General features: G+C 73.0%; 17 protein-coding genes. 4 read left to right on the top strand and 13 right to left on the bottom strand.

The features are described from left to right. Window positions 1–8: 8 nt before the first annotated feature. The 3 genes from BUB97_RS19405 to BUB97_RS19395 are packed head-to-tail and all read right to left on the bottom strand — an operon-like array spanning window position 9 to window position 3,442. The gene (locus tag BUB97_RS19405; RefSeq protein ID WP_073137819.1) at window positions 9–941 is read right to left on the bottom strand and encodes a hypothetical protein; all 933 of its coding nucleotides are present in this window, start codon (window positions 939–941) and stop codon (window positions 9–11) included. Continuing rightward, window positions 938–2,206: a phosphoribosylamine--glycine ligase gene (gene purD / locus BUB97_RS19400; RefSeq protein WP_073137817.1), complete on the bottom strand. Its 1,269-nt coding sequence runs from the start codon at window positions 2,204–2,206 to the stop codon at window positions 938–940. The genes BUB97_RS19405 and purD overlap by 4 nt, the downstream gene beginning before the upstream one ends. A gap of 57 nt (window positions 2,207–2,263) precedes the next feature. Next, the gene (locus tag BUB97_RS19395; protein ID WP_175562685.1) at window positions 2,264–3,442 is read right to left on the bottom strand and encodes a sensor histidine kinase; all 1,179 of its coding nucleotides are present in this window, start codon (window positions 3,440–3,442) and stop codon (window positions 2,264–2,266) included. Between the two features lie 105 nt (window positions 3,443–3,547). Here BUB97_RS19395 and xseA point away from each other — a divergent pair, with 105 nt between their 5' ends. Then, window positions 3,548–5,125, top strand: coding sequence for an exodeoxyribonuclease VII large subunit (gene xseA, locus BUB97_RS19390; RefSeq protein ID WP_086062365.1), 1,578 nt, complete (start codon window positions 3,548–3,550; stop codon window positions 5,123–5,125). A 66-nt stretch (window positions 5,126–5,191) separates the two neighbouring features. Next, window positions 5,192–6,007: a M23 family metallopeptidase gene (locus tag BUB97_RS19385; RefSeq protein ID WP_073137811.1), complete on the top strand. Its 816-nt coding sequence runs from the start codon at window positions 5,192–5,194 to the stop codon at window positions 6,005–6,007. Window positions 6,008–6,023: 16 nt separating this feature from the next. Here the strand turns inward: BUB97_RS19385 and BUB97_RS19380 are convergent, their stop codons facing one another. The 9 genes from BUB97_RS19380 to BUB97_RS19340 form a co-directional block, all read right to left on the bottom strand. Continuing rightward, on the bottom strand, window positions 6,024–6,221 hold the full coding sequence (locus BUB97_RS19380) for a hypothetical protein (protein WP_073137809.1): 198 nt from the start codon (window positions 6,219–6,221) through the stop codon (window positions 6,024–6,026). A gap of 294 nt (window positions 6,222–6,515) precedes the next feature. Continuing rightward, the gene (locus BUB97_RS19375) at window positions 6,516–7,217 is read right to left on the bottom strand and encodes an ATP-binding cassette domain-containing protein (protein ID WP_073137807.1); all 702 of its coding nucleotides are present in this window, start codon (window positions 7,215–7,217) and stop codon (window positions 6,516–6,518) included. Beyond that, window positions 7,217–8,431 (bottom strand): ABC transporter permease DevC, encoded by a 1,215-nt coding sequence (gene devC / locus BUB97_RS19370; protein ID WP_245818370.1) that lies wholly within the window; start codon window positions 8,429–8,431, stop codon window positions 7,217–7,219. Before devC ends, BUB97_RS19375 begins: the two co-directional genes overlap by 1 nt. Before the next feature lie 5 nt (window positions 8,432–8,436). After that, window positions 8,437–9,480, bottom strand: coding sequence for an efflux RND transporter periplasmic adaptor subunit (locus BUB97_RS19365; protein WP_139281395.1), 1,044 nt, complete (start codon window positions 9,478–9,480; stop codon window positions 8,437–8,439). Continuing rightward, a complete protein-coding gene (locus BUB97_RS19360; protein WP_073137803.1) occupies window positions 9,477–10,052 on the bottom strand; it encodes a TetR/AcrR family transcriptional regulator in 576 nt (191 codons plus the stop codon). Before BUB97_RS19360 ends, BUB97_RS19365 begins: the two co-directional genes overlap by 4 nt. Before the next feature lie 58 nt (window positions 10,053–10,110). Beyond that, a complete protein-coding gene (locus tag BUB97_RS19355; RefSeq protein ID WP_073137801.1) occupies window positions 10,111–10,590 on the bottom strand; it encodes a CinA family protein in 480 nt (159 codons plus the stop codon). Continuing rightward, window positions 10,587–10,895: a putative quinol monooxygenase gene (locus BUB97_RS19350; RefSeq protein WP_073137799.1), complete on the bottom strand. Its 309-nt coding sequence runs from the start codon at window positions 10,893–10,895 to the stop codon at window positions 10,587–10,589. The genes BUB97_RS19355 and BUB97_RS19350 overlap by 4 nt, the downstream gene beginning before the upstream one ends. A gap of 362 nt (window positions 10,896–11,257) precedes the next feature. Beyond that, window positions 11,258–12,367 (bottom strand): SGNH/GDSL hydrolase family protein, encoded by a 1,110-nt coding sequence (locus tag BUB97_RS19345; RefSeq protein WP_073137797.1) that lies wholly within the window; start codon window positions 12,365–12,367, stop codon window positions 11,258–11,260. Between the two features lie 101 nt (window positions 12,368–12,468). Then, window positions 12,469–13,104 (bottom strand): histidine phosphatase family protein, encoded by a 636-nt coding sequence (locus BUB97_RS19340; RefSeq protein WP_073137795.1) that lies wholly within the window; start codon window positions 13,102–13,104, stop codon window positions 12,469–12,471. Window positions 13,105–13,205: 101 nt separating this feature from the next. Between BUB97_RS19340 and thrC the strand changes: the two genes are divergently transcribed. Then, window positions 13,206–14,609: a threonine synthase gene (gene thrC / locus BUB97_RS19335; protein ID WP_073137883.1), complete on the top strand. Its 1,404-nt coding sequence runs from the start codon at window positions 13,206–13,208 to the stop codon at window positions 14,607–14,609. Here the strand turns inward: thrC and BUB97_RS19330 are convergent. Further along, window positions 14,536–15,021, bottom strand: a complete 486-nt coding sequence (locus BUB97_RS19330) for a (R)-mandelonitrile lyase (RefSeq protein ID WP_086062364.1) — start codon at window positions 15,019–15,021, stop codon at window positions 14,536–14,538. The genes thrC and BUB97_RS19330 overlap by 74 nt on opposite strands. Window positions 15,022–15,125: 104 nt before the next feature. Between BUB97_RS19330 and BUB97_RS19325 the strand changes: the two genes are divergently transcribed. Then, the gene (locus BUB97_RS19325; protein WP_073137793.1) at window positions 15,126–16,112 is read left to right on the top strand and encodes a Bug family tripartite tricarboxylate transporter substrate binding protein; all 987 of its coding nucleotides are present in this window, start codon (window positions 15,126–15,128) and stop codon (window positions 16,110–16,112) included. The last annotated feature ends 7 nt before the right edge of the window (window positions 16,113–16,119 follow it).

The raw sequence follows: 16,119 nt of genomic DNA, 5'->3' as shown, positions 1-16,119 counted from the left end.
CCCTGGCACTACCCCAGCAGCCCCATCGCCCCCCGCCCCGGCGGCCGGTCCGTCACCCCCGCGGCGCGCGGGTTCCACCACCACCCGCCCCCGGGCCCGACGACCACCCCCGCATGCAGGCGCGGCGCCGGGACATAGCGCTCCTCCCCGCCCAGGATCGCCGCCCCGCGCGGCGCCAGCGCATGGGGCGGGTCGCGCGAAACCAGCCGGCGCGTGCCGGTGGAAAGCCGCTTCAGCACGTCCCGCAGGATCAGGTCCGTCACCGGGAAGACCGGGTCGGCGCCGCGCAGCCGCCGGAACAGCGCATCCTCGCTGCGTGCCCCTTCGGCCACGGCCTGCATCACCTGCCGCTCCGTCAGCCCCAGCCCGTCCGTCACCCAGGGCAGGTCCTGCAGGTGGCGGCGGATGGCGCGCGCCAGATGCGGCAGCGGCAGCGCCCGGCGGGAAAGCCGGTCCAGCGCCGTCGGGTCGGGGTCCGCGAAGGCCTGCCAGGCCTCGGCCCCGGCCTCCACGGCGGCCCAGGGCAGGGCGGCCGGCACCAGCGCGTCCAGCTCGGCCTGGGTGTATTCCGCGAAGGGGCGCACCCCGTCGCAGGGCATGAGCCAGAGCCGCCCGGCCAGGGCCGGCCAGTCCGCCAGCAGCGAGAGCAGCCGGATCAGCACCGCCTGGTCCCAGAGGTCGTGCTCGAACCACAGCAGGATGCGGTTATACCCCGCCAGCTCGCGCAGTGCCGCGTATTCGCCCAGCAGCCGCTCGCGCACCTCGCCCAGATCCGCACCGTAATGGGCCGCGACGAAGCCCGCGCGCCGGGCGATGTACTCCTCCGGGAACTCCCCATGCACCGGCCCCTGGCACACCGGGTCGGCGAGGCAGAAATAGGCGCCCGGCACCCGCCCCCGCAGGTCGTCGCCGCAGCGGATGGAGGCGGCGCCCCCGCTCATAGCGCCCGGTGGGCGATGTCGCGCCGGCAGAAGCCGCCCGGCCAGTCCAGGGCGTCCACGGCGGCATAGGCCGCGTCCCGCGCCGCGCGCAGGTCCGGCGCGCTGGCCCCGATGCCCAGCACGCGCCCGCCCGAGGCCACCACGGCGCCATCCGCCCCGCGCGCCGTGCCCGCATGGAACACCCGCACCCCCGGCACGGCCGCCGCCGCCTCCAGCCCGCCGATCACCTCGCCCTTCCGCACCGCACCGGGATACCCGCGCGCGGCCATCACCACCACCAGCGCCGGATCCTCGGACCATTCCAGCGAAACGCCGGAAAGATCCCCGCGCGCGGAGGCGAGCAGCGCCGGCAGGAGGTCGCTCCGCAGCCGCATCATCAGCACCTGGCATTCGGGGTCGCCGAAGCGCACGTTGAACTCGATCACGCGCGGGCCCGTCTCCGTCAGCATCAGCCCGACGAAGAGCACGCCGCGGAAGGGCGCGCCGCGCCGGCCCATCTCCGCCAGCACGGGCTCCACCACCCGCGCCATCACCTCGTCCCGCACCGCATCCGTGAAGGCGGGCGGCGGGGAATAGGCGCCCATGCCGCCCGTGTTCGGGCCGGTGTCGCCATCGCCCACGCGCTTGTGGTCCTGCGCGGCGGCCATGGGGATGGCGCGCGTGCCGTCGCAGAGCGCGAAGAACGAGGCCTCCTCGCCGGTCATGCATTCCTCGATCACCACGGAGGCGCCGGCTGCGCCATGCACCCGGCTTTCCATGATGTCGGCGATGGCCGCCTCGGCCTCCTCCAGCGTGGCGGCCACCACCACGCCCTTGCCGGCCGCCAGCCCATCGGCCTTCACCACGATCGGCGCGCCCTGGGCGCGGACATAGTCGCGCGCGGCCCGGGGGTCATCGAAGCGCCGCCAGGCCGCGGTAGGGGCGCCGGCCGCGTCCAGCACCGCCTTGGTGAAGGCCTTGGAGCCCTCCAGCATTGCGGCGGCGGCACTCGGCCCGAAGCAGGGAATGCCCGCCGCGGCACAGGCATCGGCCAGGCCCAGGGTCAGCGGCGCCTCAGGCCCCGCCACCACCAGCTCCACGCCGTTCCCGCGCGCGAAACCCACCAGCCCGGCCACGTCCTCGGCCCCGATCGCCACGCATTCGGCATGGGCCGCGATTCCCGGGTTCCCCGGCGCGCACCACAGCTTCGTCAGAAGCGGGCTCTCCGAAATCCGCCATGCCAGCGCGTGCTCGCGCCCACCGCCGCCGACCAGCAGAACCTTCATCTCGCGCCCGATCCCCTGTTCCGTCGCAGCGCCTTATGCCGTGGAAGCCGCCGCGCGTCAGGTCACCAACGGGAACATGACGCAGAATCCCGCCCCGCGAGGCTGGGCCATTTCCTCCAGCCGGCCGCCCACCTGGCGCACCAGCCGCCGGACCAGCTCCGTGCCCGAGCTGCCTGGCCGGGGCGGCCCCATCCCGACCCCGTCGTCGCGCACGCAAAGCCGCGCCTCGGCGCCGGGCGGAACCTCGAACTCCACCCGGATCACCCCTTCCCGCCCCTCGGGAAAGGCATGCTTCAGCGCGTTCGTCACCAGCTCGTTCACGATCAGCCCCAGCGGAACGGCGCGGGAATGCGGCATCTCCACCGACTCCAGCGCCGTCTCGATCAGCACGCCCTCCCGCCGGGCGGAAAGGTTGCCGCAGAGCGCCTGGAGGTAGTCGGCGACGTCGATCAGCCCCGTCCCGCGCTCGAGGCTAAGCTGGTCATGCGCCACGCCGATCGCCGCCACCCGGTCCATCACATGGCCGAAGATCCGCCGCGCCTCGGTATCCGGCAGCCGCCGCCGCTGCATCACCAGCAGCGAGAGGATGAGCTGCAGGTCGTTCTTCGCCCGGTGCTGCAGCTCGCCGCGCAGCATCCGCTCCTGCGCCAGCTGCCGCGCCGCATCCGCGGCCGCCTCCGTCACCTCCGTCACCCCGCCCCGCCGCGCCAGCGCCAGGCCCAGCGTGTTCGCCATGGCGGAGAGGAACTGCACGTCATCCGGGCCAAAGCGCCGGGGCACGTCGCTGTCCACCTCCAGCACGCCCCAGACATCCCCATCCACCGCCACCGGCACGTTCAGCGCCGAAACGATCCCATGTTCCCGCAGCACGGCGGAGTAGCGGAACTCCGGGTCATGCGGCAGGTCGTCGATGATGTTGGGCTGCCGCGTCCGCAGCGCCTGGCCGGGCAGGGAGGCGAGATCGGTGCCGAGGCTCACATGCCCCACCACCCCCGGCCTCCAGCCCACCCCGGCCACGATCAGCAGGTCCCCGCTCTCCGGCCGGTGGCGGAGCGCCTTGGTGTGGCGGATGCCGATGCCGCGCGCGGCCTGTACGCAGGCCAGCTGGACCAGCCGCTCGGCCTCGCTCGCCTCCGCCGCCATGCGCCCGAAGTCGTTCAGGATCTCGCCATAGCGCCGCACCCGCGCGAGCTGCACCTCCAACGGCTCGTCCCTCGACACTCCGGCATCGTCCATCAAGACCAGCACTCCCCTTCGGTTGCAGGAGCGAAAGGGGCAAGGCTCGGGCAAGGTTTCGCTCCCCGCGTGGCGCGCGCGGGCGCGAGCGCCCATAATGCCCCCATGGACGGCACCAGCAGCGGCAACATCCCGGAATACAGCGTCTCCGAGATCTCGGGCGCGGTGAAGCGCACTCTGGAAAGCGCCTTTGGCCGCGTCCGCGTGCGCGGCGAGATCTGCGAGTTCAAGACCTACCCCTCCGGCCACTCCTACCTCTCGATGAAGGACGAGGCCGGCACCATCCGCGCCATCATCTGGCGCGGCGCCCTCTCCAAGCTCGCGGTCAAGCCCGAGAACGGGGTGGAGGTGATCGCCACCGGCAAGATCACCGCCTCCGACAAGCGCTCGGACTACGCGCTGCAGATCGAGAAGCTGGAATATGCCGGCGAGGGCGCGCTGCTCGCCCGCATCGAGAAGCTGCGCCTCCGCCTCGGCGCTGAGGGCCTGTTCGACGAGGCGCGCAAGCGCCCCCTGCCCTTCCTGCCCGAAGTGATCGGCGTCATCACCTCCGAAAAGGGCGCGGTGCTGCACGACATCCGCACCACCCTCGCCCGCCGCTTCCCCCGCCGCGTGCTGCTCATCCCCGTGGCGGTGCAGGGCCAGGGCGCGGCGGAGCAGGTGGCCGCCGCCATCGCCACCATGGGGGGCCTCTCGCCGCTCGGCCGCATCCCGCGCCCAGATGTCATCATCGTCGCGCGCGGCGGCGGCAGCCTCGAGGACCTGATGGCCTTCAACGAGGAAATCGTCGTCCGCGCCGCCGCCAGCTCGCCCATCCCCCTCATCTCCGCCGTCGGCCACGAGACCGACACCACGCTGATCGACTTCGCCTCCGACCGCCGCGCCCCCACGCCCACCGCCGCTGCCGAACTCGCCGTCCCCTCGCGCGAGGAACTCCTGGCCGCCCTGCAACAGCGCGGCACGCGCCTGCACCGCGCCGGGCATTCCGTGCTGGACCGCGGCCGGCTGCGCCTGGCCCGCGCCGCCTCCGGCCTGCCGGACCTGCCCGCCCTCATCGCCGCGGGCCGCAACCGGCTGGAGGATCGCGGCCACCGGCTGCAGCTCGCCCCGCGCGCCCTCATCGCCACCAAGCGCCGCGCGCTGGAATCCACCGCCGCCCGCCTGCCCCGCCCGCAGGAGGCCATCGCCGCCCGGCGCGCGGCGCTGAACCTTCTCCAGCTCCGTGTCGCCGGTGCCGCCCGGGCCGCCATCGGCCGGCACTCCCGCGCCCTGGCCGGCCTGCCGGACCCCGCCCCCTTCCTGCGCACCCGCCTGCGCGAAGGCCGCGCCGCCTTCACCCGCGCGGCCGAGCGGCTGGACGCCGCCGCCCAGCGCCGCCTGGCTGAACGCAACGCCACCCTCGCCCGCATCCCGGACCCCACGCCCATCATCCTGGGCCGCCTGCGCGAATCCCGGGCGGCGCTGAACGGCCTCGCCGCCCGCCTCGAAGGCGCCTCCTACCAGGCGCTGCTGGAACGCGGCTTCGCCCTGGTGCGCGACGCCAATGGCCTGCCCGTCACGGCGGCGGCCAGCGTCGCGCCGGGGCAGAAGCTCGCCCTGCAATTCGCGGATGGCCTCGTGAACGTGACCGATGACCGCGCCAGGAAGCGCGGGAAGGCGGATGTGCAGGGGTCGCTGCTGTAGGAGAAAGGCCGGGGGGAGGTATCCCCCCGGACCCCCTTCTATTTTTGTCGGTTTGCTGGAGCACGGATGAGCGATCGCGCGCTGAACTTGTCACGCAGGGCCACCCTCGCGCTGCCGGCGCTGCTGCTCGCGAGGTCGGCGGCGGCGCTCGTCCTGCCGGAGCGCATCGCCCAGGGCGCGCTCGTCACCGGGCGCGCGGATCCGGGCAGCCGCGTCGCCTTCGAGGGGCGCAACCTCCGCGTCTCGCCGGATGGGCTCTTCGTCTTCGGCCTCGGCCGCGATGCCGGCCCGCAGGCGACCCTCACCGTCACCGTCCCGAACGGCGCGCGTGAGGAACGCCGCATCGCCATCGCCCCGCGGGAATGGGACATCCAGCGCCTGGAGGGCCTGCCGCCCCGCATGGTCACGCCGGATGCCGAAGCCCTGGCCCGCATCCGGGCCGAGCAGGAACGCCTCAACGCCGCCCGCCGCACGGACACGGCCACGCCCCATTTCGCGGAGGGCTTCGAATGGCCCGCCCGCGGGCGGATCAGCGGCGTCTATGGCAGCCAGCGCATTCTGAACGGCCAGCCGCGCGCCCCGCATCTCGGCCTGGATGTCGCGGTGCCCGTCGGCACGCCACTCGTCGCCGCCGCCTCGGGCCGCGTCACCCTCGCCGAAGACCTCTACTTCACCGGCAACACCATGCTGATCGAGCATGGCCACGGCGTGACCACCCTCTACGCCCACATGTCGCGCCTGGATCTGCGTGAGGGAGACCCCGTCTCGCGGGGCCAGGTCATCGGCGCCTCAGGCGCCACGGGCCGCGTGACCGGCCCGCATCTTCATCTCGGCCTCTTCTGGCTCGCGACCTCGCTCGATCCGCGGCCCGTCCTTCCCTGATCTCCCGTCCCGCGCCTCAGGCGGCGGCGGGGCGCAGGCTCGCCGCCGGGGCCGGCGGGGAAGCCGGCATGGCGGGCAGGGCCATGGAACCGGCGGACATCGTCATCAACCCGCTCCGGGAGTCCGGGCGGGGGCTTTCCAGCAAGGGCCGCGGAGCGCCGCGCAGCAGCACCCGCGGCGGGAAGTAGTCGCGGCCGGGAAGCGGAACGCGCATGAAATCTCACTCCAATACAGGGCCTTAAAGCACTGGCCGCGCCGGAAAGTGTTGCCCGGCGCCCCGCCCCGCAAGACGCCGCGCCGTGACAAGACGGTGAAGAGCTCTGCCGGCTTGCCGCCGCCCGGAACGCGGTGCCGGAGCTGGCGTTGCGCGCCACCCCGCTTCTTCCACAGGCGTCATGAAGCGTGTGCTAACGCTTCATGACGAAGCGCCCCGCAGCCCGTTCCATGCCCGAATGGCCTGTAATCGGCCGGCACGGGAACTTCCGTATCCTAGGTTAGAACGCGCGGATTATCCGTTCACGGCCCGGGCTGCGTCATCGGCCACCACCCGCCCGTCCTCCATCGCCACGATCCGGTCCGCCACATCCAGGATGCGCGGATCATGGGTCACCAGCAGGATGGCGGTCCCGCGGGACCGCGCCAGGTCGCGCAGCAGATGCACCACCTCCTGCCCGCTGGCCTTGTCCAGCGCCGCGGTCGGCTCGTCCGCCAGGATCAACCCGGGGCTGCCCACCAGAGCCCGCGCCACCGCCACGCGCTGCCGCTGCCCGCCGGAAAGCTGTCCGGGCTGCTTCCCCGCATGCTCGGCCAACCCGACGGAGGCCAGCATGGCATCGGCCCGCTCCAGCCGCTCGCGCTCGCCCGTTCCGCCATCCAGTTCCAGCGCCATCGCCACGTTCTGCCGCGCGCTGAGGAAGCCGAGGAGGTTGTGGCTCTGGAAGATGAAGCCGATCCGCCGCCGCAGCGCCACCCGCTCCGCCTCCCGCGCGCCGGCCAGCTCGCGCCCCAGCACGCGGCAGGATCCCTGCTGCACCGCGCGCAGCGCGCCCGCCAGCGTCAGCAGCGTCGTCTTGCCGCTGCCGGAGGGGCCGGTGAGGATCACGATCTCCCCCGGCCCGACGCGGAGGTCCACCTCCCGCAGAACCTCCCGCCGAAGCGCGCCTTCGCCATAGGCGTAGGTGACCTCGCGGATCTCGACCGGGTTCTCCATCAGAACATGTCCGCCGGATCGGCGTCGCGCAGCTTGCGCACCGCCAGCAGCCCGGCCACGCCGCACATGGCGAAGATCATCAGGAACACCGTCACCGCGCGCTCCGTGGCCATGGCCAGCGGCAGGAAGGTCGCATCCGCGATCACGCCGTAGAGCATCGCGGAGGCGATGGTGCCCGGCACGAAGCCCAGCAGCGCGAGGATCCCGGCCGCGCCCAGCACCACGCGCGAGAGATGCGCGTTGGAATAGCCCATCGCCTTCAGCGTCGCGTATTCCTTCAGATGCCCGGCGATGTCGCTGAACAGGATCTGGTAGACGATCACCATGCCGACGATCAGCCCCATCAGGCTGCCGAACGAGAAGATGAAGCCGATCGGCGTCGCCTCCTCCCAGTAGCGCAGCTCGTGCCGCCGCAGCTCCTCCTGCGTCAGCACCGCGACATCCGGCGGCATGATCGCGCGCAGCGCCGCCTGCGCCGCCAGCAGGTCGGCCCCGGGCTTCAGCCGGATCGCGGCCAGGTCCACCAACGCCTGCGGCCTCTCCCGCACCGCGCGGCGGAAATTCACCTCCGACAGAACGGCATTGCCGTCCGCGCCGAAGGAGGTTCCCATCTCCACCGTGCCCACCACGCGCATCTCGCGGTTGCCGATCTGGACGGCGAACGGCCCCTGCTCCTGGAACATCCGCAGCACCGGGCCGAATTCGGGCCGCGAGCGCGCGTCGAAGGCGATGGTGTCCGGCTGCTTCAGCGCCTCGCGCATCGCGGCCAGCCCGGGCAGGTCCAGCACCCCCGCCTCGGCGTCGAAGCCGATGAGCTGGATCATGCGCCGCCTCCCCGACTCCGGGTTCCGGAAGCTCGCCTGCGCCAGATAGACCGGCACGGCCGCCTGCACCGCCTCCACCCCCAGCGCCTGCGAGACCCGCACGCGCGGGATGGTCTCCGGCCGGAAGGAGGCGAGCGTCATCGGGCTCATCAGGAACAGGTCCGCCCGCATCGCGCCGATCAGCGTCGTCGCGCTCTCGAACAGCGCCGCACGGAAGCCGAGCTGCATGAAGACCAGCACGCAGGCGAACATCACCCCCGCGATGGCCGAGGCCAGCCGCGCCCGTTCCGAGCGCAGCTGCCGCCAGGCCAGCCGCACCGCCAACCAGGAGCCGGAGAGGAAGCCGGGTGCCCGCATGGCGCCACGCGCGGCGGGCCGAAGGTCGGACATCGCGTTCACGGCCGAATCGCCACCTGAACCTGCATGCCGGAGCGCCGCAGCAGCGCCTGGCGCCCCGCCTCGTCCAGCGTCAGCCGCACCTCCACCGTGCGCGCATCCACCGCCGCCACGGGGTCCGTGCCGGCCTGGGTCGTGCGCCGCACCACCCAGCCGATCTCGCGAACCACGGCATGGTGGCGCGCGGCCTCGCCCGGTACCACCACCTCGGCGGCGGCACCTTCCCGCAGGCGCGGCAGGTCGGTCTCATAAACATCCGCCACCACGTCGAGGCGGGAGAGGTCGCCCATCTCCAGCACGCCGTCGCTGCCCACCGCCTCGCCCGCCCGCGCGATCACGCGCAGGATCGTGCCGTCGGAAGGGGCGCGCAGCCGCGCGAGATCCGCATCGGCCCGTGCCCGCGCCAGCGCGGCCTCCGCCGCGGCCAGATCGGCCTCGGCGCGTGCCACGTCCTCATCCCGCGGGTTCCGCAGCGTCTCCAGATCGGCCTCGGCCGTGGCGCGCTCCGCCGCGCGCTGCGTGGCGAGGAAGCGGTTCCGCTCCGCCTGCGCCGCCGCCCCCGCGCCGGAGGAGACGAGGGATGCCGAACGCGCCGCGTCGCGCCGTGCCGTCTCCTCGGCCGCGCGCAGCGCCGCCACGCGCGCCTCGGCCGCGGCCACCTCGCTCTCGCTGCCGCCGCGGCGGGTGCGCTCCAGCGTCGCGCTGGCCTGCGCCATCCGCGCCGCCGCCTCGGCCATCGCAGCGTCGCGCTGCCCGGCATCGGCGAACTCGGCCAGGACCTGCCCGGCCTTCACCGTGTCGCCCTCGTCCACCAGCAGCCGCTCCAGCCGCGCGCCCATGCTCAGCCCGGGCGCTGCCAGGCGCCGGATGCGCCCGGCCGGCTCCACCCGCCCCAGCGCACCCACCCCGGCGGGCGCCGAGGCAGCGGCCGGCGGCGCCACCGCCCCGCCCATGGGCCCGGAAGCGAAAGGGCCCAGCCCCATAGCCCAGGCTCCGATCCCGGCCGCCGCCAATACGGCGCCGACCACCGCCCAGCGCTTCACGTTCCCGACTCCAGCAGCCCGAGCAGCGTGGCCCGCAGCGCCGCCAATTCCTCCGCCCCTGGTTCGTAGAGGCGGAACAGCCGCGCCATGAACAGCCCGTCGCCCGCCAGCATCACCGCCCAGGCCACGCCGGGCGGCGCCCCCTCCTCCGCCACGCGGGTTCGCACGCGGGCGAAGAACTCCCGGATGGGGTCGATCAGCGCGGGGTCGTGGTGGAAGGCCGCCAGCAGCACCGCCGCCGCCCGCGCATGCGCCTCCGAAATGTCCGGCTGATCGAAGGTGAAGGCCAGGCAGGCCCGCAGGGCGCGCAAGGGCCCTTCCGGCTGGGCCGCCGCCATGGTCTGGAAATCCGCCTCGATCCCCTCCGCAAGCCGCCGCATCAGCGCAACCAGCAAGGCTTCCTTGGAGGCGAAGTGATAGAGCAGCCCGCCCTTGGAGACCCCGGCCTGCCGCGCCGCCCCTTCCAGCGTCAGGGCGGGGACGCCCCGGGCACGGATGATGCCCTCTGCCGCGTCCAGAACACGGGTTCGGGCATCAGGGCGGGTCGCGGCGGGAGGTGGATCGGGCGGCATGCCCTTTAACTATACCGGCCGGACGGTTTGTCCAGACCGTCCAGCCGGTATAGTAAACCTATCCGCGCAGGGCTTCCTCCAGCACCCGCAGCGCCCCCTCCGCAAAATCCTCCATATTCGCCGCGCGATCGGTCGAGCCGGTCTCGAGGGTGCGGGCCAGCATGCCGGCCCCGCAGGCCGCGAAGCAGGCATGGCCCGCCGCGTCGCCATAGCGGTTGCCGGAAGGGCCGGTCGCCCCGCTCTCCGCCAGCCCCCAATCCGCCCCCAACCTCTCCCGCACGCGCCCGGCGAGGAAACGCGCATAGGCCTCGGTGGAGGGCCGCATCCCCGCCATCTCCTCGGCGGTGATGCCCAGCAGCCCCGCGCGCGCCGCGCCCGTGTAGACCACGCCCCCGCCGAGGAAATAGGCCGAGGCCCCGGGCACCGCGAGCAGCCGCGCCGCGATCAGCCCGCCCGCGGAACTCTCCGCCACCGCCACCGTCTCCCGCCGCGCGATCAGCAACGCCGCCACACGGACGGCCACGGCCTCGCTGCTCATGCCGCGGTCAGCACATGCACCGCGCGCCCCGCCACCAGCTCACGCGAGGCGCGGCCATAGGCCACCATATGCGGCGCCGCCCCATGGGCCCGCAGCGCCTCCGGCGTCGCCCATTTCTCGATCACCATGAAGCTGTCAGGCCCGATCGGCGCCTGCACAGGCCCGAAATCCGGCAGGTCCACCACCGGCGCGTATTCGATGCACCCCTCCTCGGCCAGCACCGCCGGCATGTTCGCGCGGAACAACGCCAGCAAAGCCTCCCGCTGCCCGGGCCGGGCGGTGATGATGGCGACGACATGAACCATGGATGCGCGCTCCGTCTTGCTTGCGCGCAGGCTAGGCCAAGGAGCGGTGGGACCGATACCGGGCTCCGGCGGAACTTCCGGAGAGGAGGGCTCCGCCCTCCACCCGCCAAGGGCCTAAGGCCCTTGGAACCCCGTCTGACTGCCGTGGATACGATGATTGAAGGGGTCTCCCGTTGAGGGTGCCCTTCCTGCGTTTGCAGTCGCCTGAGATCCAAGACCTCAGGCGCACCGTCAGCCCCGTGATTCCAAACTTCTAAAAGAAGATGATGGGTCGAAGGCACTGCCTTCGACGGGTCCGGGGAGAGGAAGAATTCCTTCTTCCTCTCCCCGGGACAGACCGAACAGCCCAGAACCCGCGCCAATCACCCGAGTTGCAAAGGCCCCAGCAACGCGTCCAACTGCGGGTAGAGGAAAGGCCGCGCGTTCTGCGAGAGGTGGATCGGGTCGCAGTAGAACTGCTTGTCCGTCACCCCGTCCTCCGCCCGGAACAGCTGGGGCGCGACCGTGAGGAAGCCATGCCCCCGCTCCGCGCAGAGCCGGGCGAGGGTGGCGTTGAAGTGCAGCGTGGCTGCCTTGCGTTGCTCGAAGCTGCCATAGACCGGGTAGCGCGGGTCCTGGATGCGGTCGAGCCAGGTGGGCGCGATGGGGCCCCAGGCCACCGGCCGGAAGCCCTGCGCCGCGATGCCGTCCAGGAACGCGATCACCCGCGCGCAGATATCCTCGACGATGGCCTCCACCGGCCGCCCCTGGCGTTCCGCCTGCTGGCAGACATGCGCGCGGCAATCCACCTCCCCAAAGGAGAACACCACCCGCGCGCCGCGCGGCACCGCACCGCTCTCGCCCAGCAGGTATTCGATCTTCTCGGTCGCCGCCGTGCTGGAACCGCGCACGCCCAGCTGCCAGGCCAGCCCGGCGCCGAGATGCAGGCCCACGAAGCCCGGCACCATGTCCCGGAACAGCTTGATCCCGCGCTCCAGCCCGGCGTACCCGGTCGTCTCGTCCTTGCCGGCGAGGAAGCGCACATGGCTGTCGCCGACGACATAGAGCGTCTCCATCCCCGGAAGGGGCGCGGCTTGGTCGGTCAGCTTCAGGGCCTCGATCGGCAGGGGCGAATCGGGCGAATCCGGTGCCACCTGGCGTAGCGCGAAGCCCAGGCGCTGCAGCAGGCCGGCCAGCCCGGCGGGCCCGCCCGCCCAGGCCCCGGCCAGCCGCGCGTCATCGACCTGCAGGGTCCCGTGCTGCGCCAGGCTGAACCGGCAGAAGGCGATGAGGTCCAGAACATGGCGCGGGGGCAGCCGCATCACGGCCTCGCCCAGCCGGAACAGGGCCGCCTTGTGCTGCACGAACTGACGGTACCACGCCATGTTCCGCGGCATGATATGGTCGGTGGAGACGATCACCGGATCGAGCGGATCGAAGGAGAACTTCGCGCGGCCGGTTTCGATGTAGGTCCGGATCCCGAGCTTCGCCATCGCTGTCCCCCGCACGCCGCCGTGCCGGATGCAGGCCGCACCCGGCCCACCGGCCCCTCCACCCCACTACCTTGTCGCACCGCAATGTAAAGCGAACCGCCTCAGCAGCCGTGGAAGCCGCCGCCCGGCAGCGGCACGAGCTCCAGGATGCCCAGCACGCGGAAGCCGCCCCCCGGCTCCACCACCGCGAAGGCCCCTTCCGGAAAGGCCCGCCCGCCGACCGGCGGCCCCGCGATCATGATCAGCGGCGTCCGGTGCCCCACCAGCACCCGGTTCACCCCGGCCGCCACGGGCACCGAGAGCAGCCGCCGATGCCCTTCCATGACCTCCTCCAGCCGCCCGCCGGCGAAGTCGTCGGCCAGCAGCTCATCCGTCACCCGCACCCGCGCCGCACCGAAGGCGGCCTCGGCCGTGTCCCGCGCCCGGAACACCGGCCCGGCCAGCACCGGAAGCTCCACCGGGATCTCCAGCTCCTCCAGGCGGCGCCCAATCGCGGCCGACTGCGCGCGACCTATGACCGAGACGTTCCGCTGCCCCGCCCGGTCCCCCACCCGGAAGGACCGGTCGCAGGCCTCCCCGCGCGTATCGGCATGGCGCAGGAAGAGCACCAGCCCGCCCTGCCGCAGGCGCGCGACCAGCGCATCGCCCTCCGGCGTACCGGGCGAGACGGGACGGAGCTCCTGGGCGGCCGCCGGAGCGGCCAGGAGAAGCAGAAGGAGCAGGACGCGCCGGATCATGCCCGCATCCTCGCCCGGCCCGGCTCGCCCGTGCCAGTCACGAAGCCCCCATGCGCAACCGGCCATTCCGGCGGCCCTCCCTTTCCGCTAAGCCCCCCGCCATGCGCTACGTCTCCACCCGCGGCGAGGCCGCACCCCGCGACTTCGAATCCGTCCTCCTGGCCGGCCTGGCCGAGGATGGCGGCCTCTTCCTGCCGGAGACCTGGCCCATCCTCCTGCCGGAGGACTGGCGCGCCCTGCGCGGCCGCCCCTATCCCGAGATCGCGGCCGAGATCATCGGCCGCTTCACCGGCGACACCTTCGAGCCCGGCGTGCTGCTCTCCATGTGCCGCGACGCCTATGCGGGCTTCACCACCCCCGCCGTGGCGCCCCTGGTGCAGCTGGACGAGCGCCGCTTCGCGCTCGAGCTGTTCCACGGCCCCACCCTCGCCTTCAAGGACTTCGCCCTGCAACTGCTGGGCCGCATGTTCGACCATGTGCTGGCCCGGCGCGGGGAGCGCATCACCATCGTCGGCGCCACCTCGGGCGACACCGGCTCCGCCGCCATCGAGGCCTGCCGCGACCGCCAGAACCTCGACATCGTCATCCTGCATCCGGAAGGCCGCACCAGCGCCGTGCAGCGCCGCCAGATGACGACCGTGCTCTCCCCCAACGTGCGCAACCTCGCGGTCCGGGGCGATTTCGACAATTGCCAGGACCTGGTGAAGGCGATGTTCAACGACGCGCCCTTCCGCGCCGAGATGAACCTCTCCGCCGTCAACTCCATCAACTGGGCGCGCATCGCGGCGCAGATCCCCTACTACGTCTACGCCGCCCTCTCCCTCGGCGCGCCGGAGCGCGAGGTGGCCTTCGCCGTGCCCACCGGCAATTTCGGCAATGTCTTCGCCGGCTGGGCCGCCCGCCGCATGGGCCTGCCCGTCTCCAGCCTCATCATCGGCTCCAACCGCAACGACATCCTCGCGCGCTGGATCACGGCCAACGACATGTCCGCGCAGCCCGTGGTGCCCAGCCTCTCGCCCAGCATGGACATCCAGGTCTCCTCCAACTTCGAGCGCCTGCTGTTCGAGCTGCTGGGCCGCGACGGCGCGCAGACCGCCGCCACCATGCGCGCCTTCCGCGAAACCGGCACCATGCCCATCCCCGAGGAGGCCTGGCGCAACGCCGCCGCCCTCTTCCGCGGCCAGGCGGTGTCGGATGAGGAGACCATCGCCGAGATGCGCCGCCTCTACGCCCAGGGCTACGCCGCCGACCCCCACACCGCCGCCGGCACCGCCGCCAGCCACGCCCATGCGCCGGATGCGCCGGGCACGCCCATCGTCATCGCCGCTACCGCCCATCCCGCGAAGTTCCCGGACGCGGTGGAACAGGCGACCGGCACCCGCCCCGCCCTGCCGCCCCACATGGCGGACCTCTACGAGCGCGAGGAGCGGTTCAGCGTCCTGCCGAACGACCTTTCGGCCGTGCAGTCCGCCGTGCGCGCCCACGCCCGCCGCAACGCGGACTGAAGCGGAAGCGGCCCGGTGAGCGCCCGTACTGCGCGTCGCTGACCGGCTCCATCCAGTCCACGGCCTTGCCGTCCAGCTTCTCCTGGATGGCGATATGGGTCATGCCCGTGCCCGCCGTGGCGCCGTGCCAGTGCTTCTCCCCGGGCGGAAACCAGACCACGTCGCCCGGCCGGATCTCCTCCACCGCGCCGCCCTCGCGCTGCGCCCAGCCGCAGCCCGCCGTGACGATCAGCGTCTGACCCCGCGGATGCGTGTGCCAGGCCGTGCGGGCGCCGGGCTCGAAGGTGACCATCGCCCCCGCCACGCGCGCGGGATCCTCCGCGTCGAACAGCGGGTCGATGCGCACGGCACCGGTGAAGTACTCCGCCGGCCCCTTGCCGGAAGGCCGGGAACCAACCCGCTTGATGTCCATCGCTTTGCTCCTCTGCCTCGGCCCCGCGGCCGGCGGCCCTTCCCCTTTGCCGGGCGGAAGCCTGGCCCATAAGCTGCCACCCAGGAAACGTCCAAGGCAGAACCATGCCCGCATTGTCCCGCCGCTCGCTCATCGCGGCCAGCGCCAGCCTTCCCCTCCTGCCGGCCCTCCGGCCGGAACAGGCCCGCGCGCAGGCCCCCTGGCCCACGCGGCCCATCCGCGTGGTGGCCTCCTACGCCCCGGGCGGCGGGGTGGACGTGCCCACCCGCCTGCTGGCCGAACCCATGGGTGCCCTTCTCGGCCAGCCCCTGGTGGTCGAGAACCGCGGTGGGGCCACCGGCTCCATCGGCGCCGCCGCCGTCGCCGCCGCGGCGCCGGATGGCTACACCATCCTCTCCGACGCCTCGGGCCAGGCCCTCAACCCGGCCCTGATGACCAACCTCCCCTTCGACTATGCCACCGCCTTCGCGCCCATCGGCCGCGTCTGCACCCTGCCGCAGGTGCTGGTGGTGCTGCCGGCCGGGCCGGGGAGCCTGGCCGCGCTGATGGAGGCCGCGCGGAAGAAGCCGGGCATGACCTATGCCTCCTCCGGCATCGCCTCCGGCCCGCATCTCGCGGGCGCCGTGCTGTCGCGCCGCGCGTCGCTCGGCCTCGTCCACGTCGCCTATCGCGGCTCGGCGCCCGCCATGCAGGATGTGCTGGCGGGCGCGGTGGACATGGCCTTCTCCACCACGCCCCAGGCCGTGCCCCTCATCCGCGAGGGCCGCCTGCGGCCGCTGGCCGTCACCACCCGCGAACGCCTGCCCTTCCTGCCCGATGTCCCCACCGTGGCCGAAGGGGGCTTCGAGGGCTTCGACGTGAATGACTGGGTGGCCATGTGGGCGCCCGCCGCCACCCCCGCCCCCATCCTCGACCGCCTGAACGCCGCGCTGAACCAGGGCCTGGCCGACCCCGCTCGGCGGGACCGCCTGCTGAACGGCCTGGGCGTGCTGCCCACCGGCGGCAGCCGCGAGGACCTCGCCCGCTTCGTGGCCGAGCAGCGCGTGGCGATGCGCGAGGTGGTGCGCGCCGAGAACATCCGCATCGAGTGATGGCAGG

This window comes from Muricoccus roseus, from assembly GCF_900141905.1.
Classification (GTDB): domain Bacteria; phylum Pseudomonadota; class Alphaproteobacteria; order Acetobacterales; family Acetobacteraceae; genus Roseomonas; species Roseomonas rosea.
The sequence above is the reverse complement of the archived record's forward strand: the minus strand, read 5'-3'. Positions and strand labels throughout refer to the sequence as shown.